20 protein-coding genes are annotated in these 18,436 nt (G+C 70.9%); 7 read left to right on the top strand and 13 right to left on the bottom strand.

The window, feature by feature from the left end; genetic code table 11:
* The first annotated feature begins 44 nt into the window (after positions 1-44).
* From OTB20_RS13120 to OTB20_RS13100, 5 genes are all read left to right on the top strand, one after another.
* Positions 45-605, top strand: a complete 561-nt coding sequence (locus OTB20_RS13120) for a SigE family RNA polymerase sigma factor (RefSeq protein ID WP_267817326.1) — start codon at positions 45-47, stop codon at positions 603-605.
* 38 nt (positions 606-643) lie between these two features.
* The gene (locus OTB20_RS13115) at positions 644-1,300 is read left to right on the top strand and encodes a hypothetical protein (protein ID WP_267817355.1); all 657 of its coding nucleotides are present in this window, start codon (positions 644-646) and stop codon (positions 1,298-1,300) included.
* Between the two features lie 32 nt (positions 1,301-1,332).
* Positions 1,333-2,037, top strand: coding sequence for a two-component system response regulator CseB (gene cseB, locus OTB20_RS13110; RefSeq protein ID WP_267755367.1), 705 nt, complete (start codon positions 1,333-1,335; stop codon positions 2,035-2,037).
* Between the two features lie 50 nt (positions 2,038-2,087).
* Positions 2,088-3,401 carry a two-component system sensor histidine kinase CseC gene (gene cseC, locus OTB20_RS13105; RefSeq protein WP_267755369.1) on the top strand — a complete coding sequence of 438 codons (1,314 nt, stop codon included), beginning with the start codon at positions 2,088-2,090 and terminating at the stop codon, positions 3,399-3,401.
* Between the two features lie 124 nt (positions 3,402-3,525).
* Positions 3,526-4,740, top strand: a complete 1,215-nt coding sequence (locus OTB20_RS13100; protein WP_267817325.1) for a LamG domain-containing protein — start codon at positions 3,526-3,528, stop codon at positions 4,738-4,740.
* On the opposite strand, the gene OTB20_RS13095 is transcribed toward OTB20_RS13100, so the two are convergent.
* On the bottom strand, positions 4,741-5,358 hold the full coding sequence (locus OTB20_RS13095; protein WP_267817324.1) for a M23 family metallopeptidase: 618 nt from the start codon (positions 5,356-5,358) through the stop codon (positions 4,741-4,743).
* Between the two features lie 348 nt (positions 5,359-5,706).
* Here OTB20_RS13095 and OTB20_RS13090 point away from each other — a divergent pair, with 348 nt between their 5' ends.
* Positions 5,707-5,844 carry a hypothetical protein gene (locus OTB20_RS13090; RefSeq protein ID WP_267817323.1) on the top strand — a complete coding sequence of 46 codons (138 nt, stop codon included), beginning with the start codon at positions 5,707-5,709 and terminating at the stop codon, positions 5,842-5,844.
* Positions 5,845-6,151: 307 nt separating this feature from the next.
* Here OTB20_RS13090 and OTB20_RS13085 read toward each other — a convergent pair whose 3' ends face one another.
* Positions 6,152-8,677 carry an ATP-dependent Clp protease ATP-binding subunit gene (locus OTB20_RS13085; protein WP_267755379.1) on the bottom strand — a complete coding sequence of 842 codons (2,526 nt, stop codon included), beginning with the start codon at positions 8,675-8,677 and terminating at the stop codon, positions 6,152-6,154.
* A 476-nt stretch (positions 8,678-9,153) separates the two neighbouring features.
* Between OTB20_RS13085 and OTB20_RS13080 the strand changes: the two genes are divergently transcribed.
* Positions 9,154-9,798, top strand: coding sequence for an SCO3374 family protein (locus OTB20_RS13080; protein ID WP_267817322.1), 645 nt, complete (start codon positions 9,154-9,156; stop codon positions 9,796-9,798).
* Here the strand turns inward: OTB20_RS13080 and OTB20_RS13075 are convergent.
* From OTB20_RS13075 to OTB20_RS13025, 11 genes are all read right to left on the bottom strand, one after another.
* The gene (locus OTB20_RS13075; protein WP_267817321.1) at positions 9,780-10,118 is read right to left on the bottom strand and encodes a histone-like nucleoid-structuring protein Lsr2; all 339 of its coding nucleotides are present in this window, start codon (positions 10,116-10,118) and stop codon (positions 9,780-9,782) included. The two genes, OTB20_RS13080 and OTB20_RS13075, sit on opposite strands and share 19 nt — an antisense overlap.
* Positions 10,119-10,284: 166 nt before the next feature.
* Positions 10,285-10,815 (bottom strand): amino-acid N-acetyltransferase, encoded by a 531-nt coding sequence (locus OTB20_RS13070; protein ID WP_267817320.1) that lies wholly within the window; start codon positions 10,813-10,815, stop codon positions 10,285-10,287.
* Between the two features lie 9 nt (positions 10,816-10,824).
* Positions 10,825-11,280, bottom strand: a complete 456-nt coding sequence (locus tag OTB20_RS13065; RefSeq protein WP_267817319.1) for a BlaI/MecI/CopY family transcriptional regulator — start codon at positions 11,278-11,280, stop codon at positions 10,825-10,827.
* Positions 11,281-11,416: 136 nt separating this feature from the next.
* Complete coding sequence (locus OTB20_RS13060) at positions 11,417-11,590, bottom strand: hypothetical protein (protein WP_267755388.1); 174 nt, start codon at positions 11,588-11,590, stop codon at positions 11,417-11,419.
* Between the two features lie 14 nt (positions 11,591-11,604).
* A complete protein-coding gene (locus OTB20_RS13055; RefSeq protein ID WP_267817354.1) occupies positions 11,605-12,183 on the bottom strand; it encodes a hypothetical protein in 579 nt (192 codons plus the stop codon).
* Positions 12,184-12,346: 163 nt separating this feature from the next.
* A complete protein-coding gene (locus OTB20_RS13050; RefSeq protein WP_267817318.1) occupies positions 12,347-12,532 on the bottom strand; it encodes a DUF397 domain-containing protein in 186 nt (61 codons plus the stop codon).
* 252 nt (positions 12,533-12,784) lie between these two features.
* A complete protein-coding gene (locus OTB20_RS13045) occupies positions 12,785-13,594 on the bottom strand; it encodes a type III pantothenate kinase (RefSeq protein WP_267817317.1) in 810 nt (269 codons plus the stop codon).
* A 3-nt stretch (positions 13,595-13,597) separates the two neighbouring features.
* A complete protein-coding gene (gene nadC, locus OTB20_RS13040; RefSeq protein ID WP_267817315.1) occupies positions 13,598-14,608 on the bottom strand; it encodes a carboxylating nicotinate-nucleotide diphosphorylase in 1,011 nt (336 codons plus the stop codon).
* A 2-nt stretch (positions 14,609-14,610) separates the two neighbouring features.
* The gene (locus tag OTB20_RS13035) at positions 14,611-16,401 is read right to left on the bottom strand and encodes an L-aspartate oxidase (RefSeq protein WP_267817314.1); all 1,791 of its coding nucleotides are present in this window, start codon (positions 16,399-16,401) and stop codon (positions 14,611-14,613) included.
* On the bottom strand, positions 16,398-17,408 hold the full coding sequence (panC, locus tag OTB20_RS13030; RefSeq protein WP_267817313.1) for a pantoate--beta-alanine ligase: 1,011 nt from the start codon (positions 17,406-17,408) through the stop codon (positions 16,398-16,400). The genes OTB20_RS13035 and panC overlap by 4 nt, the downstream gene beginning before the upstream one ends.
* Entirely contained in the window at positions 17,405-18,358 is a 954-nt protein-coding gene (locus OTB20_RS13025; RefSeq protein ID WP_267817311.1) for a Rossmann-like and DUF2520 domain-containing protein, read from the bottom strand. Before OTB20_RS13025 ends, panC begins: the two co-directional genes overlap by 4 nt.
* Positions 18,359-18,436: the final 78 nt, after the last annotated feature.

Below are 18,436 nucleotides of genomic sequence, written 5' to 3'. Positions count from 1 at the left end.
TAAGGCAGCGGGTGAGCGGTTGGACGGAACGGAGGCGGTCTGAGATGGCGCACGGCGAGGTACTCGAATTCGAAGAGTACGTACGCACCCGGCAGGAGGCGCTGCTGCGCAGTGCCCGTCGCCTGGTTCCGGACCCGACCGACGCACAGGACCTCCTGCAGACCGCACTCGTCCGCACCTACGGCCGCTGGGACGGCATCGCCGACAAGTCCCTCGCCGACGCCTACCTGCGCCGCGTCATGATCAACACCCGTACCGAATGGTGGCGGGCCCGCAAGCTCGAAGAGGTTCCCACCGAGCAGCTCCCCGACAACTCCGTCGAGGACGGTTCGGACCAGCGCGCCGACCGCGCCCTGCTCATGGACATCCTCAAGGTGCTCGCGCCCAAGCAGCGCAGTGTGGTGGTACTGCGACACTGGGAGCAGATGAGCACCGAGGAGACCGCTGCGGCGCTCGGCATGTCTGCGGGTACCGTGAAGAGCACTCTGCACCGCGCACTGGCCCGACTCCGGCAGGAACTGGAGAGCCGGGACCTGGACATGCGTGCGCTGGAGCGCGGTGACCACACCATCCGGTACGAGGGGCGTGAGCGGTGCGCGGCCTGATTGGCCAAAGACTGAGCGGCAAGAGCTCGGTGGTACTGATGTCGGCGGGGACTGTTGCCCTCGCCGGCACCGTGCTGTTCGCGGCCGGCTGCTCCACGGGGGGCACGGGACTGCGGGACGGCGGCCCGGCCCGTACCGAGCCGGTGGCCGCCAAGACCGGAGCCCCCTCCTCGGCGCCCTCCGAACACGAGGCGGGCAGCGCCACCGCCCTCGCCCCCCGGGCCTCCGGCAAGCCGGACACCAAGGTCGACCCGATCGCCCTGATCAAGGCGGACCCGAAGGTCAGCACCGAGGTGAAGCGGGACCTGAAGCCCTGCTCGGGCAAGGAGTACCCGGTGGACGTCAGCTACGGGAAGATCACCGGTGGTCCGGGGGTCGACATCGTGGTCAACGTCCTGTCCTGCGCCGACGCGCTGGGCCGCGGTTCGTTCGTGTACCGCGCGGAGGGGGGCTCGTACGAGAATGTCTTCTCGGACGAGCAGCCGCCCGTCTACGCCGAGATCGACCGGGGCGACCTGATCGTCACCAAGCAGGTCTACGGCAAGAGCGACGCGCTCTCCTATCCCTCGGGCGAGGATCTGATCACCTACCGCTGGAACGGGGAGCAGTTCACCGAGCACGACCGGGTGCACACCGACTACAGCAACGTGGTCGACGGCGGGGTTCCCGCCCCGGCCGTCAGCCAGAAGAACTGAGCAACGAGTACCGAGGCGAGGCGAGGCTCCCCATGGCCGAGACCCATGTCCTGTTCGTGGAGGACGACGACGTCATCCGCGAGGCCACGACCCTGGCGCTGGAACGCGACGGGTTCGTGGTCACGGCCATGCCCGACGGCCTGTCCGGTCTGGAGTCCTTCCGGGCGGACCGGCCCGACATCGCACTGCTCGACGTGATGGTGCCCGGCATGGACGGCGTGAGTCTGTGCCGCCGCATCCGCGACGAGTCCACCGTGCCGGTGATCATGCTGTCGGCGCGCGCCGACTCCATCGACGTGGTCCTGGGGCTGGAGGCGGGCGCCGACGACTACGTCACCAAGCCCTTCGACGGCTCCGTCCTCGTCGCCCGCATCCGCGCGGTGCTGCGCCGCTTCGGCCACGCCGGCGGTCCCCAGGGCGGCGGCGCCGACGATGACTCCTCCGGGGAGCGCGGGGTCCTGGCCTTCGGCGACCTGGAGGTCGACACGGAGGGCATGGAGGTGCGCAAGGCCGGTGTCTCGGTGGCACTGACCCCCACCGAGATGCGGCTGCTGCTGGAGTTCTCCACCTCCCCCGGCACCGTGCTCTCGCGCGACCGGCTGCTGGAACGGGTCTGGGACTACGACTGGGGCGGCGACACCCGCGTCGTGGACGTCCACGTCCAGCGGCTGCGCACGAAGATCGGCCAGGACCGGATCGAGACGGTCCGGGGTTTCGGATACAAGCTCAAGGCCTGATGCCTTGAGAGGAACGAGCACGGGGGACGAGCGCGGGAAATGAAAGCTGAATGAAGCGGTTCACCCTGCGGACCGGGATCCGCTGGAAGATCACGCTCGCCATCGCTTCCGTGGGCGCGCTGACCGCCATCGCGCTGAGCCTGGTGGTGCACAGCGCTGCCCGCGTCTCGATGCTGGAGAGCGCCCGCGAGGTACAGCTGGACCGGGTGCAGTTCATCTCCCGCAACGCCGAGGCCGGCCGCAAGCCCCCCATGGGCGCCAAGCTCAACGACCCGGACCTGCCCGGTGAGCTGCGCGAGAAGGCCCGGTCCGGGCGGCGCGGCACCTACATCCAGGACAACCCGCGCGGCCTCCCCGAGGTGTGGGCGGCCGTACCGCTCGGAAACGGGCAGGTGCTGTCGCTGCACACGCAGTTCAGGGAGAGCGCCAACATGGTGCGCGACCTGGACCGGGCGCTGGTCATCGGCTCCCTGGCCGTGGTGGTCGGCGGTTCGGCGCTCGGCGTGCTGATCGGCGGCCAGATCTCGCGCCGGCTGCGCAAGGCTGCGGCCGCGGCCCAGCGGGTGGCGCACGGGGATCCCGAGGTACGGGTGCGGGACGCGGTCGGCGGAGTCGTACGCGATGAGACCGACGACCTCGCACGGGCCGTCGACGGGATGGCGGACGCGCTCCAGCAGCGGCTGGAGGCGGAGCGGCGGGTGACCGCCGATATCGCGCACGAGCTGCGCACCCCGGTGACCGGCCTGCTCACGGCGGCGGAACTACTGCCGCCGGGGCGGCCGACCGAGCTCGTACGGGACCGCGCGCAGGCGCTGCGGGCACTGGTCGAGGACGTACTGGAAGTGGCCCGGCTGGACAGCGCGTCCGAACGGGCGGAGCTCCAGGAAGTGGCGCTGGGCGAGTTCGTGAGCCGCCGGGTCACCTCGCTGATGCCGGAGGCGAGCGTACGGATCGTCGCGGACGAGATCGTCAGCACCGATCCGCGCCGCCTGGAGCGGATCCTCGGCAACCTCCTCGCGAACGCCTCGCGGTACGGGCGGGCGCCGGTGCAGGTCGATGTCGAAGGCAGGGTCGTACGGATCCGGGACCACGGGCCGGGCTTCCCCGAGGCCCTGCTGCGGGAGGGGCCGAGCCGGTTCCGGACCGGGTCCACGGACCGGGCCGGTGTCGGGCACGGGCTGGGGCTGACCATCGCGGAGGGGCAGGCGCGGGTGCTGGGCGCCCGGCTGACGTTCCGCAACGTGGCGGCCCACGGCGGCTTCGTCCGCGACGGCGAGGCGGCGGGGGCGGTGGCGGTGCTGTGGCTGCCGGAGCACGCGCCGACCGCGACGGGGAGCTTCCCCATCGTCCGCCGGGAGGACTGAGCGGGGTCCGGGCGAAAGCGGGTCGGGCGAAAGCCGGGACGGGCGGGTCCGGGAGCCGGGATCGGTGTCGTATCGCGACCGGCGGCTGTTCGATTGCGGACGCCGATGTTTTAGCATCCGAAGCATGACTGACGGTACGGATCGCCCGCACAGCCCCCAGCCCGAGCCTGCCCCGGAGAGCGGCGGCTACGGGTTCCCGCCGGGTATACCCGCGCCGGGCGGCTACGGGTTCCCGCCCGGCGGGCCCGAGCAGCAGGACCGGCCCTCTCCCGACGGCGGCTACGGCTACCCGCAGGGCGGCGGCTACGGCTACCCGCCGAGCCCGCCCGCAGCCGGCAACTTCGGCCCCCCGATGCCCTTTCCCGAGGAGGCCGACCCGGCCGGACCCGGCCCGGGACTGCCGGCCGCCGCCTTCGCGGAGCAGCCCGACTGGGATGCGATGGCCAACCGGTCGACCGCAGAGCGGCGCAAGAAGCGGCTGTGGATGGTGGGCGGCGCCGTGACCGTGCTCCTGCTGCTCGCCGGCGGCGGAGCGTTCGTACTGCTGAAGGACGACAAGCCCGGCGGGGGTTCCAAGGACGTCGCCGACAACGCGCCCTCGGCTGCGGCGTCGGCCCCGGCCTCGCCCGACCCCGACGCGTCCCCGTCGAAGAGCTACTCCCCCACCGTTTCGAGCGACGCCTCGCTCCTCAAGGACGGCGTCGGCAAGACCAGCATCCGCATGGGCCCGGAGGCCACGGTGCCCAAGGTGGGCGTGCGCCACCAGCTCACCCTCAAGGGCAATCCGAACTCGTACGCCCAGGCCGTCGAGCAGGCGGTGGACACGACCAAGAGCTTCTCCCTCTCGGCCCGCGTCTACAACGCCTCCACGGCGAAGGGCGCGCACATCGTCATGAGCCAGGGCACCGGGGAGTCGTTCTCCTTCGAGCTCGGAGCCGACGAGGTGAACGGCAAGCAGGCGTGGGTGTTCCGCGTGCGGACCACGGACAAGGGGGACACGCCCACGGTGGTGACCGTGGCCTCCGACGGTCCGAAGACGGTCAAGGCCTGGACGGTGCTGACGGCCGTCCACGACGCGGAGAAGAAGGTGATCTCCCTCTACGTGGAGGGCAAGAAGGCCGGCGAGGCCACGATCCCGGGGATCTGGCAGAACTCGGGCCCCTTGCAGCTCGGCCGCGCCCGCCACCAGGACGCGTGGGCCGGAGCCTTCAAGGGTGCGATGAACTACTTCCGGTTCTACGAGTCGCCCTTCACGGACGAGCAGGCCGCCGCCTACCGCCAGGGCAAGCTGGACGTTGCGGCGCGCGGCACCGGGACCCACGCCTGGGTGACCGGCTGATCAGATGGTGACGCCGACCTTGCGCAGGAAGGCCACCGGGTTCACGGCCGAGCCGTAGTTCGGGGTGGTCCGGATCTCGAAGTGGAGGTGCGGGCCGCTCGAATTGCCGGTGTTGCCGGAGAGGGCGATCTGCTGGCCCTTCGACACCTTCTGGCCGGTCTTGACCTGGATCTTCGAGAGGTGCGCGTACTGCGAGTACGTGTTGTTCGCGTGCTTGATCACGATGGCGTTGCCGTAGGCCGGGCCGTCACCGCCGCCGTTCGGGCCGGACTTGACGACCGTGCCCGCCGACACGGTGTCCACCTTGGTGCCGACCGGAACGGCGAAGTCCTGGCCGGAGTGCTTGTGCGACCACATGGTGCCGCCCTTGCCGAAGGTCGCGGAGAGCGTGTACGAGGACACCGGCTTCTCCCACAGGGCCGCCGACTTCGCGGCGACGGCCGCGGCCTGGGCGGCGGCCTGCTCGGACACCAGGTCGGGGGTCCCGGCCATGGCGGTCCGGGGCACCTCGTCGGCGAAGGCTGCGGTCGTCCCGGCCCCGAGTGCCAGGGCCGCACCGAGGGCGGTGGCGCCGATGGCGATACGGGTACGACGGGTGCTGACACGCTTCGCGGACATGAAGGAACCTCCGGGGCCGGGGACGGGGACGGTGCTGCGGGCAAGAAAGGACCCGGCACGCTGAGCGGGCGCCGGGCTTGCTTGCTCATCCTTGGTAACCCGGGCCCCCCTGCTTCCCCAAACCGCCCCATTACTACCCGGCGTCGTAGGTACCCAGGGGGCTGTCAGGCCTGTTGACCGCCTCCCCACTGGGTCTGTGGTGGGGCAAATCGGACTTCGATCTCTACGAATGCTCCTAGTAGGTCCGATTTGCCCTGTGCGGCTTGTCACCGGCACGGGACCTCTGCCGGCCCCCGCCGGGACCAAAGTCCTGCGCTCCTCTTCCGCCGGAAACTACGCTCGCGCCTCGTGGACGCATCCGTGGTGGGGATCCGGCTGGCCTCGGGGGTCGTGACCCCCCTCCTCAAAAAGCTCTTCCACGCGGAGGGCGCCGGCGAGCAAGCGCTCCCCCCGGGCGAGCAGGCGGGCGCCAGCTGGCGGCGCTGACCCCCTCATGGGCCCGCCCGGCCTGCACATCGGCCGTGAGGGCACCCGGGGCGCCCTGGCCGGCTTCCTGGCCCGCCAGCCGGTGTGGAACGCTCCCTGCAGCGCTTGAAGTTCTACGAAGACAACGAGGAAGAACCGTGGGAGACCGGGCTGGAGGAGCGGGTGCTCAGCCGTTTCCCCCGGGCGAAGCTCTCGATGGTGCCGCAGGCCTACGGCAACTGACCCGCCCCCGGGCACGACGAAGGGGCGGCCCCGGAACCTTTCGGTCCCGGGGCCGCCCCTTCGTACCGCTGTCAGCGGCTAGCGCTTACGCGCCCTTGGTGAGGTCCGGGCCGGAGCCCGTCGCCTCGATGGGGGGAAGGTCCGAGATCGGAGTCTTCTCCTCGCCGCGGAAGGTGAACTTGGCTTCCTCGCCCTCACCCTCCTTGCCGACGACCACGATGTGACCGGGGCGCAGCTCGCCGAAGAGGATCTTCTCCGACAGGATGTCCTCGATCTCGCGCTGGATCGTGCGGCGCAGCGGGCGGGCACCCATGATCGGGTCGTAGCCGCGCTTGGCCAGCAGTGCCTTGGCCTCGGTGCTGAGCTCGATGCCCATGTCGCGGTCCCTGAGGCGGTCATCGACCTTGGCGATCATCAGGTCGACGATCTGGACGATGTCTTCCTCGGTGAGCTGGTGGAAGACGACCGTGTCATCGACGCGGTTGAGGAACTCGGGCCGGAAGTGCTGCTTGAGCTCTTCGTTGACCTTCGCCTTCATCCGGTCGTATCCGGTCTTGGTGTCTCCCACAGCCGCGAAGCCGAGGTTGAAGCCCTTCGAGATGTCCCGCGTACCCAGGTTGGTCGTCATGATGATGACCGTGTTCTTGAAGTCCACGACCCGGCCCTGGGAGTCGGTCAGCCGACCGTCTTCCAGGATCTGGAGAAGGGAATTGAAGATATCCGGGTGGGCCTTCTCGACCTCGTCGAAGAGGACGACGGAGAACGGCTTCCGGCGGACCTTCTCGGTCAGCTGGCCACCCTCTTCGTAGCCCACGTAGCCGGGGGGCGAACCGAAGAGACGGGAAACCGTGTGCTTCTCGCTGAACTCCGACATGTCGAGGGAGATCAGCGCGTCCTCGTCGCCGAAGAGGAATTCGGCCAGGGTCTTGGAGAGCTCGGTCTTACCGACACCGGACGGGCCGGCGAAGATGAACGAGCCACCCGGACGCTTCGGGTCCTTCAGACCCGCACGGGTACGGCGGATCGCCTGAGAGAGCGCCTTGATGGCGTCCTTCTGGCCAATGACCCGACGGTGGAGCTCGTCCTCCATGCGGAGCAGACGCGAGGACTCCTCCTCGGTGAGCTTGAACACCGGAATGCCGGTCGCGGTCGCCAGGACTTCGGCGATGAGCTCGCCGTCGACCTCGGCGACGACGTCCATGTCGCCGGCCTTCCATTCCTTCTCGCGCTTGGCCTTCGCCGTCAGCAGCTGCTTCTCCGAATCACGGAGGGAAGCCGCCTTCTCGAAGTCCTGGGAGTCGATGGCCGACTCCTTGTCGCGACGCACGTTCGCGATCTTCTCGTCGAACTCGCGGAGGTCCGGCGGCGCGGTCATCCGGCGGATGCGCATCCGGGAGCCGGCCTCGTCGATCAGGTCGATCGCCTTGTCCGGGAGGAAGCGGTCCGAGATGTACCGGTCGGCCAGGGTGGCCGCCTGCACGAGGGCCTCGTCCGTGATGGAGACACGGTGGTGGGCCTCGTAGCGGTCGCGCAGGCCCTTGAGGATCTCGATGGTGTGCTGGAGGGAAGGCTCCGCCACCTGGATCGGCTGGAAACGGCGCTCGAGGGCCGCGTCCTTCTCGAGGTGCTTGCGGTACTCGTCCAGCGTCGTGGCACCGATGGTCTGCAGCTCACCACGGGCCAGCATGGGCTTCAGGATGCTGGCGGCGTCGATCGCGCCCTCGGCGGCACCCGCACCCACGAGGGTGTGGAGCTCGTCGATGAACAGGATGATGTCGCCGCGGGTGCGGATCTCCTTGAGCACCTTCTTGAGGCGCTCTTCGAAGTCACCGCGGTAGCGGGAACCAGCGACCAGTGCACCCAGGTCGAGGGTGTAGAGGTGCTTGTCCTTGAGCGTCTCGGGCACCTCGCCCTTGACGATCGCCTGGGCCAGACCCTCGACGACGGCGGTCTTGCCGACGCCGGGCTCGCCGATGAGGACCGGGTTGTTCTTGGTCCGGCGGGACAGCACCTGCATGACCCGCTCGATCTCCTTCTCGCGCCCGATGACCGGGTCGAGCTTGGATTCGCGAGCAGCCTGCGTGAGGTTGCGGCCGAACTGGTCCAGAACGAGCGAGGTCGAGGGCGTGCCCTCGGCCGGGCCGCCGGCCGTGGCCGACTCCTTGCCTCCGCCGGAGTAGCCGGAGAGCAGCTGGATGACCTGCTGCCGGACTCGGTTGAGATCGGCGCCCAGCTTCACCAGGACCTGGGCGGCGACGCCCTCGCCCTCGCGAATGAGGCCGAGCAGGATGTGCTCGGTGCCGATGTAGTTGTGGCCGAGCTGGAGGGCCTCTCGGAGCGAAAGCTCCAGGACCTTCTTCGCCCGCGGAGTGAAGGGGATGTGGCCGGAAGGGGCCTGCTGCCCCTGTCCGATGATCTCCTCAACCTGCTGGCGAACAGCCTCGAGCGAAATCCCGAGGCTCTCCAAGGCCTTAGCGGCGACACCCTCACCCTCGTGGATCAAGCCCAGGAGGATGTGCTCAGTGCCGATGTAGTTGTGGTTGAGCATCCGGGCTTCTTCCTGAGCCAGGACGACAACCCGCCGCGCGCGGTCGGTGAACCTCTCGAACATCGTTTATCGCTCCTCAGAGCGGTCGGGCAGTTCGGGGTCGGTCCCCGCCCTGTCCTTCCGCATGCTAGTCCCGCGGGGCGGGACAGCTCATTCCAACTGCCGACATCCGTCCGCGGCTCACCCTCACGTCCGGGGGAAAACCCGGCTGTAAGTGCCGACAACTGCTCCAACCCGATGGTGCGAGACGATGTTCCCGCAGGCCAGGCAGATACCCGTCACACGTGTACGCCGATGGCGAACGGAAGCCGGTCTCGGACCGTGTAAATCAGCATGTCACCCCGATCCACTAGGAATGTCTTACCCCTGAGGACGGGACAGTTCACACTGGTGGACGCCGGTTCCCTCAGCTACGGGCGAACACGCTTCCGTCCTGAATGTGAGACCGGAGCCCCACGGACGTTTACGTTCCGCATTCAGTCAAGTGCCGTGCGTCACATCGCGCGTAACCCCGGAGCGTTTCCGCAGTTGCTCCGGACATGGCCCTCACCGCGCCGCCCGTGACCGTCCCGCTCCCCCGCGCTCCGATCGGGGTGCCCGCGACCGATCCGACGGCGTCCTGGTACGAACGCGTGCTCGGCTGGCCCGTGGCCGGCGGACCGCCCGCGCAGCTGGTGACCGGGGTGCGGTTCGACGTACTGGAACTGCCCGCCGATGCCGGCGCCGCCGTGTTGCGCCGGCCCCTCGCCACGGGTCCGGTGGCGCTCATGGGACGCAGGATGCGGTTCCTGGTGGCCCCGGGGAGCGCCGAAGAGCTGGAAGGACTGCTCGACTGGCTGGAATGGGGCGGGGTGGCCCTTGATCTCGCCGCCCTGGGTGCGGGTGGCCGGATCACCGCTCCGGCGCCGCCGGGGCACCTGGTCGGGCCCGGGGAAAACCCTCGGGGGGCCGCCGTGTGGCTGCGGCCCCCCGAGCAGGGGTGTGAGGCACTGCTGCCCGCCCTGCCCGCTCCGGGGCAGGGCTCCGGGCCCGGTCGTTGCGAAGACTCCGCCGGGCCCGGTCTCGTACGCCTGGTCGCGGCGGCGGCGACGGAATGCCACCGGGCGCGGCTACGGCGACGTACGGACCCCGCGCATCGCATCGGGACCGGGATCCCGACCGGAGGTCAGCCCCGGTTTTCGTAGGCCTCGCGGATGTCCTGCGGAACGCGGCCGCGATCGTTGACGCTCATGCCCTGGGCCTTGGCCCATGCGCGGATCTCGGCGGTGTCCGGGTTGCCGGACACCGCAGCGGCGCGGCCGCCCTTGGTGCGTCCGGCCGCGGCACGGCCACCGGTGCGGCGACCGCCCTTGGTGAACGGGTCGAGAAGACCGCGGAGCTTTTCAGCGTTGGCGGTGGTGAGGTCGATCTCGTAGGTCTTGCCATCCAGAGCGAACGTCACCGTCTCGTCCGCCTCGCCGCCGTCGAGGTCGTCGACAAGAAGGACCTGAACCTTCTGTGCCACCGGGATTTCCTTTCATCGAAAAGCAGTACGCGGAAAGGAAACCGCTTTTGCCTGGAAAACACAAACCCCCCGTCACGGGTTCGGGTCCGCAACGGGTCGGGAAACATGCGCGATTCGGACATAGGCCCCGGAGTCGTGGGCTCCCGGGAAATCCCGCGGTGATCGATCAGAGGTGCAGAAGCATCCGGCTGTTGCCCAAGGTGTTCGGCTTCACTCGTTCGAGACCGAGGAACTCGGCGACACCCTCGTCAAAGGAACGCAGCAGCTCCATGTACACATCGGTCTCGACCGGGGTCTCGCCGATCTCGACGAAGCCGTGCTTCGCGAAGAAGTCCACTTCGAAGGTCAGGCAGAAAACCCGGCTGACACCCACCCTCCGGGCGGTCTCCAGCAACTTGTCGAGCACCAGATGACCGACTCCCACGCCCTTCAAGTCGCGGTCGACCGCGAGAGTGCGGACTTCGGCCAGGTCTTCCCACATCACGTGGAGCGCACCGCAGCCGACCACCTGGCCGTCCGTGTCCTGTTCGGCGACCCAGAACTCCTGGATGTCCTCATAAAGGACGACCGGCGCTTTGTCCAGCAGGATCCGCTGCTGCACATACTGGTCGAGCAGGCGGCGCAGTGCGGGAACATCACCGGTGCGCGCTCGGCGGATCGTCACTGTTTTTGCATGTGCAGCGGAAAACTCACCCATGCCCGGACGTTATCGCCTCGGCTCGGTACTCGGCTCTCCGGAGTCGCGTTCGCTGTCGGGCGCCGCGACCGGGGAGTCGGCCGACTCCGGGGGCTCCTCGGGCACGGCCGGCTGCACGATGCGTACGGCGTCCCTGAGCGCCTCGCGCTGTTCCGCCGACATCATGCCGAAGAAGGCCACGAGGGCGGCGGCGGGGTTGTCGCTCGTCGACCAGGCCGCGTTCATCAGTGCGGCCGAGTAAGCGGCCCGGGTGGAGACCGCCGTATATCGATAGGCGCGGCCTTCCGCCTCGCGGCGGACCCAGCCCTTCTGATGAAGATTGTCCATAACGGTCATGACCGTGGTGTACGCGATGGACCGTTCCTGCTGCAGGTCTTCCAGGACTTCGCGAACGGTGACCGGGCGGTTCCACTGCCACACCCGCGTCATGACTGCGTCTTCGAGTTCTCCCAAGGGGCGAGGCACAGCAGCACGATAGTGCGGGTTGTGGGGTATTGCGCGGCTATCCGAGCGGCAAGGCGCAACAAAATCCGGGGGTCCCCGCAACGAAGTGAGAGGGCGTACGGCTGGGGAGCCGTACGCCCGTCCCCCGTCGAGGGGGCTACTTCTGGGGGTGGGACTGCTGGGCGGCCTCGGCGCGGGCGAGCACGGCGTCGACGGCCGCGTCCTCCTTGGCCTTGTTGGCACCGCCCTGGCTCTTCACGATCACCACGATGAGCGCGATGAAGAACACGGCCATCACGAAGGGGGGCACGAGCGCGGAAACGTAGTCCATGCCCCACAGCCTAGCTAGCCGGCCGCGCGCCCGGCCTCCGGGGGCGGTGTGGGCTTGCGGCGCGGCGGGAAGACTTCTCCGGGCGTCGGGACGGGGCGCCCGGGCCGGTCGTCGGGCCGCGATTGGGGCTTGGGCCGCGCGGGGTCGTTCTCCTTCTCGGCGCCGCCGGCCTCGGTGCCGCCCGCGAGGGTCAGCAGCCGGGTGCGCGGTGCGGGCGTCATGGACAGCCTGCGGCGTACGGAGCGTTCCGCGATGGTCTGGGCCCGCTCCAGCAGCGCGGCGGCGACCGGGTTGGCGCGCAGCGCCCGTAGGGCCGCGAGGTCGTCCGGCACCGGCTCGTAGCCGGCGGCGAGGGCGTCCTGCAGCAGCTCCAGGTAGCCGGAGAGACTGCCGGGCAGGGCGGCTCTGTACCGGGCCAGGTCGGCGAGGAGGAACGCTCTGAGCCGCCCCGCCTCCTGGACCGCGTCGTCCACCGACGCCGCGAGGCGCAGGCAGTCCTGGACCTCGACGGCCGTCAGGGGGGCGTTCGAGGACTGAAGGGCGTGAGCGAGCGAGCGCCTGAGCACGTGAAGCTCATCGGCGCCGAACGCCATGCCGCCGCGGGATCCGTAGGGCGTGGGCATGGGCCGAAGATACGCGCTAATCGGACAAAATCCCTTGAGCCAACACGTTCACGGCGCGTGTCACCGCGGGAAAGTCCCTGGAAATTTCCGGGGCAGGACAGGGACGGACCCGGGACGGGACCGGGGAACGTCCTCAGTCCGACTGCTTGACCACGTGCAGGAAATCGGCCCAGGCGGCCTGGGTGGTGGCGAGGACGAGGTGGGCCGGGTCGGCGCGGTCGGCGACGCGGACCAGGGTGCCGGGGGCGGCGCTGACGTAGACGCAGTTGTCCCCCTCGCTACAGAACGAGGACTTCTGCCAGGCGGGCCGAGCGGTCATGTCGTCTCCTCCGGTCACAGGCGCTTGCGGCGCCGTGGACGGGCTCTCGGTACATCTCGTGGGGCGACGGTATCCCCGCCGTGGCCGCGCTCCGGCCATTTCCGGGGAAATTCCCACAGCGGGTGGCAGGACGCGCTAAAGACGGCCGCCCGGGCGTGGCCGGGGGTACGGAAAGCGCCCCCGGCCTCCGGAGGGGAGGACGGGGGCCGCCGGCGCGCTCGGCGGGCGGGCGCCCGGCGGCGCCCGGCCCGGTCAGCCGAAGGAGGGCGCGTTGCGCTCGTAGACCAGCCGCAGGCCGATCAGGGTGAGCCAGGGCTCGTGGTCGTCGATGACCTCGGCCTCCCCGAGGACGATCGGTGCCAGACCGCCCGTGGCGATGACGCGGACGTCGTCCGGGGCGCCGTTCGGGCCGGCCAGCTCCTTGGCCATGCGGCCCACGATCCCGTCGACCTGGCCCGCGAATCCGTAGACCACGCCCGACTGCATCGCCTCGACCGTGGACTTGCCGATGACGTTGCGCGGGCGGGCCAGCTCGATCTTGCGGAGCTGGGCGCCCCGTACGCCGAGGGCCTCCATGGAGATCTCGATGCCCGGGGAGATCACCCCGCCGACGTACTCGCCCTTGGCGGAGACCGCGTCGAAGGTGGTCGCCGTACCGAAGTCGACGACGATCGCGGGGCCGCCGTAGAGCTCGACGGCCGCGACCGCGTTGACGATGCGGTCCGCGCCGACCTCCTTCGGGTTGTCCATCAGGATCGGTACGCCCGTCTTGGTGCCGGGCTCCACGATCACCGCCGGAACGTCCCCGTAGTACCGCCGGGTCACCTCGCGCAGCTCGTGCAGGACCGCCGGCACCGTCGAGCAGATCGAGATGCCGTGGATGCCGTCGCCCAGCTCGTTGCCGAGCATCGGGTGCATGCCCATCAGGCCCTGCATCAGCACGGCCATCTCGTCGGCGGTGCGGCGCGGGTCGGTCGAGACGCGCCAGTGCTCGACGATCTCGTCACCGTCGAACAGGCCAAGGACCGTATGGGAGTTGCCCACGTCGATGGTGAGGAGCACCGGTTACACCGCCTCGCGCAGATCGAGGCCGATGTCCAGGATCGGGGAGGAGTGGGTGAGGCCGCCGACGGCGAGGTAGTCGACGCCCGTCTCCGCGTAGGCGCGGGCGTTGTGCATGGTGAGGCGGCCCGAGGACTCCAGAGCGGCGCGACCGCGGACCAGCGCGACCGCCTCCGCGGTCTCGATGGGCGTGAAGTTGTCCAGCAGGATCAGGTCCGCGCCCGCGTCCAGGGCCTCGCGAACCTGCTGGAGGGTGTCCACCTCCACCTCGATGGGGAGGTCGGGGAACTGCTCGCGCACGGCCTTGAAGGCCTCGCGGACCCCGCCCGCCGCGATCACGTGGTTGTCCTTGACCAGCGCGGCGTCGGAGAGCGACATCCGGTGGTTGACGCCGCCGCCGCAGCGGACCGCGTACTTCTCCAGACAGCGCAGGCCGGGGGTGGTCTTGCGGGTGTCGCGGACCTTGGCCTTGGTGCCCTCGAGCTCGTCGGCCCAGGCGCGGGTGGCCGTGGCGATGCCCGACATCAGGCAGAGCAGGTTCAGCGCGCTGCGCTCACCGGTGAGCAGGTCCCGGGTGCGGGCCCGTACGGACAGCAGCACCTGGCCGGCCTCGACCTTGTCGCCGTCCTCGACGTGCCGCTCGACCTCGAACGTGTCGGTGCAGACGACGGACAGGACGGCCTCGGCGACGCGCAGGCCGGCGACCGTGCCCGCCTCGCGCGCGGTGAAGTCGGCCGTGGCGACGGCGTCCTCGGGGACGGTGGCGACGGTGGTGACGTCGACCCCGCCGTCGAGGTCCTCGGAGATCGCCATGTGCGCGATGTCCTCGACCTCGATGGGGTCCAGACCCGCGTCCTCGAGCAGCTGGGCGAGCGCCGGGTCCAGGCCGGTCTCCTCGCCCTCGCCACAGGCGCAGCCGTCTCCGCAGCCGCCGCCTTCGCTCTGGTCGAGGAGGGGGAGCTCCTCGTGCTCGTGCTGGTCGTGCTGGTGGGGGTCCTGCTCGTGCGTGCTCACGGTTACCGCTCCAGGCTGTCGGTGCTGCGGGTGCTGTCGGTGTCGCTGCTGTCGGTGCTGTCGCTGCTCAAGGGGATCCGTACGGACGGGAAGTCCGCCGAATCCGTGGGGACGAGGACCAGGGCCCGCCGCTCGGTCTCCGAGAGGCGTACGACGAGGTGGCGCCGCCAGTCGGTGTCGTCCCGGTCCGGGTGGTCCTCGCGCCAGTGGCAGCCGCGGGTCTCCGCGCGCCGCTGGGCGGCGGCGACCAGCACCCGGGCCACGCACAGCAGGTTGGTGGCCTCCCAGGTCTCGGTGCCGGGGACGGCCGTCTTGCCGCGGGTCTCCAGCTCCGTCAGCGCCGTCGCGTACAGGGCTTCGAGCGCGTCGGCGGCCCGGCGCAGCGACTCGGCGGAGCGGAGCACGCCCGCGCCGTCGGTCATGATCCGCTGGATCTCGTAGCGCGCCTCGGCGGGCTGGAGGGGGCCGGTGGCCGGGACCGGGATGCCCGGGCCGGTGCCCGTGGGCGGGTTCCCGATGATGTCGTCGGCGATGCGCTCGGCGAAGACCAGGCCCTCCAGCAGGGAGTTGGAGGCGAGGCGGTTCGCGCCGTGCACGCCGGTGCAGGCGACCTCCCCGCAGGCGTACAGGCCGGGGACGGTGGTGCGGCCGTGCAGGTCGGTCCGTACGCCGCCGGAGGCGTAGTGCGCGGCCGGGGCGACCGGGATGGGCTCGGTGACCGGGTCGATGCCGTGCGAGCGGCAGGCCACGAGGATGTTCGGGAAGCGCTGCTCCCACATCTCGGCGCCGAAGTGCCGGGCGTCCAGGTACATGTGCTGGGTGCCCTGCTCCTGCATGCGCCGCATGATGCCCTTGGCGACGATGTCGCGGGGGGCCAGCTCGGCGAGCTCGTGCTGTCCGAGCATGAAGCGGACCCCGTCGGCGTCGACGAGGTACGCGCCCTCGCCGCGGACGGCCTCCGACACCAGGGGCTGCTGGCCCTCGGCGTCGGCGCCGAGGAAGAGCACGGTGGGGTGGAACTGGACGAACTCGAGGTCGGAGACCTCGGCTCCGGCGCGCAGCGCGAGGGCCACCCCGTCGCCGGTGGAGACGGACGGGTTGGTGGTCGCGGAGAAGACCTGGCCCATGCCGCCGGTCGCGAGGATCACGGCGGGCGCGTGGACGGCGCCGACCCCGTCGTGCTGGCCCTCGCCCATGACGTGCAGGGTGACGCCGGCGGTACGGCCGCGCGCGTCCAGGAGCAGGTCCAGGACCAGGGCGTTCTCGACGGTCTCGATGCCGGCCGCCTGGACGGCCTCGACGAGTGCCCGGGAGATCTCGGCGCCGGTGGCGTCCCCGCCGGCGTGCGCGATGCGGCGGCGGTGGTGGCCGCCCTCACGGGTCAGCTCGATCTCGCCGGTCTCGGCGGAGGTGTCGAAGACGGCGCCGGTCGCGATGAGGCGGCGTACGGCGTCGGGGCCCTCGGTGACCAGGAGCCGGACGGCGGTCTCGTCGCACAGGCCGGCGCCCGCGACGAGGGTGTCTTCGAGGTGCTGCTCGGGGCTGTCCCCGTCGCCGAGTGCGGCGGCGATGCCGCCCTGGGCCCAGCGGGTGGAGCCGTCGTCGAGCCGGGCCTTGGTGACCACGACGGTACGGCGGCCCTCGGCCGCGCAGCGCAGTGCGGCGGTCAGTCCGGCGACTCCGGATCCGACGACCACGACATCGGCGTCGACGGACCAGCCGGGTGCCGGGGCGTGGAGCCGTATGCCGGTGCTGGTGCCCGCTGTTGCGGGGACTCTGCCTGGGGTGCTCACGCGTGTGCTCCGAACTCCAATGGGATGTTGTCGATCAGCCGGGTCGCGCCCACCTTCGCGGCGACGGCCAGCACGGCCTGACCGGTGAAGCCGTGGCCGGCCTCGGTGAAGTCCTGCGGGTCCACCAGTGCCAGGTAGTCCAGTACGAGGGGCGGATCGTGCCGGCCCGCCTCCTCCAGGACGTGCCGCGCGGCGGCCCGTACGGCCTCCGGCAGCCCGGTGCCCGCCGCCGCGACGGCATGCGCGTCGGCGGAGGCGCGGATCTCGCCGAGCCGGGCCAGGCCGGTGGCCCGCTCGTCTCCGGCCGGGGGCGCCAGCGCCTCTGCGCGGGCGCGCAGCGCGGCCTGCGCGGCGAGCCGGTCGCGGCCGGCGAACAGGGCGCGGGAGAGGGCGAGGGCGACGCCGCGCTCCTTTGCGGAGAGGTAGCGGTTGCGGGAGGACAGCGCGAGCCCGTCGCCCTCGCGGACGGTCGGTACGCCGACCACCTCCACGGGGAAGTTCAGGTCGGTCACCATCCGCCGGATCAAAGCCAGTTGCTGCGCGTCCTTCTGGCCGAAGAAGGCCAGGTCGGGACGGGTGAGGTGGAGCAGCTTGGCGACGACGGTCAGCATGCCGTCGAAGTGGCCGGGGCGGGTGGCGCCTTCGAGGCGGCCGCCCATCGGGCCGGCGGTGATCCGCACCTGGGGGTCGCCGCCGGGGTACACCTCGTCGGCGGCGGGGGCGAACACGGCGTCGGCGCCGGCCTCCTCGGCGATGAGCAGGTCGGCGTCGAGGGTGCGGGGGTAGCGGTCGAGGTCCTCGTTCGCCCCGAACTGGAGGGGGTTGACGAAGACCGTGACCACGACCTGGCCGGCGGGGCCGACCTGCGCGCGTGCGGTGCGGACCAGCGTGGCGTGGCCCTCGTGGAGGGCGCCCATGGTCATGACGACGGCGCGGCGGGCGGGGGCGTCGCCGGAACCGGTGCGGGCGAGGTCGTGGAGCTCGCGGGCGGTGTCGAGGAGGATCACTGGTCACCGCCCCCGGATCCCGCGGGGCCGGTGCCGGCCGGGCCGCCCGGGCCGTCGGCGCCGTCGGCGAGTACGCCGAGGAGGTCTTCGGCCAGCTCGGGCTTGAGCAGACCGTGCGCGAGGGCCCGGTCGGCGGTCGTACGGGCCATCGCGAGGTACCCGGCGACGGTGGCCGGGGCGTGCTTGCGCAGCTCCGCGACGTGCACGGCGACGGTACCGGCGTCACCGCGGGCCACCGGGCCGGTCAGGGCGGCGTCGCCGGAGCGCAGGGCGTTGTCGAGGGCCGCGCCGAGGAGCGGTCCGAGCATCCGGTTCGGGTGTTCGACGCCCGCCTTGGCCAGCAGTTCCATCGACTGGGCGACCAGGGTGACCAGGTGGTTCGCGCCGAGGGCCAGGGCCGCGTGGTAGAGCGGGCGGTTCACCTCGGCGATCCACTCGGGCTCCCCGCCCATCTCGATGACCAGGGCCTCGGCGGCGAGCCGCAGCTCGTCGGGGGCGGTCACCCCGAAGGAGCAGCCCGCGAGGCGCTGCACGTCCACCTCGGTGCCGGTGAAGGTCATCGCGGGGTGCAGGGCCAGCGGGAGGGCGCCCGCGCGGCGGGCGGGGTCCAGCACGGAGACCCCGTACCGCCCGGAGGTGTGCACGAGGAGCTGTCCGGGACGGATCGCGCCGGTCTCGGCGAGGCCCTCCACCAGGGAGGGCAGCGCGTCGTCGGGGACGGTCAGCAGGACGAGGTCGGCGGCCTCGAAGACCTGGGCGGGTGAGACGACGGGCACATCGGGCAGCATCCGCGCCGCGCGACGGCGCGAGGCGTCGGAGACTCCGGACACGGCGACGGGGCGGTGCCCGGTCTGCTGCAGGGCGCGGGCCAGCGCGGGGCCGACCCGGCCTGCTCCGACGACACCGACGGTGAGCCGGGCGGGGCGCTCCGCCTGGGGGGCTGTATTCACGCGGGGAAGGCCTTCCGTTCCAGTCCGCGGGGGGGTACCGGACGATACGTCGCCATGCTAGCCCCTGGCCTGCGGGCC

Origin of the sequence: Streptomyces sp. H27-H1 (genome assembly GCF_026627445.1) — a bacterium.
In the GTDB taxonomy this organism is placed as follows: Bacteria; Actinomycetota; Actinomycetes; order Streptomycetales; family Streptomycetaceae; genus Streptomyces.
This window is presented reverse-complemented; position numbering and strand designations above follow the sequence as displayed.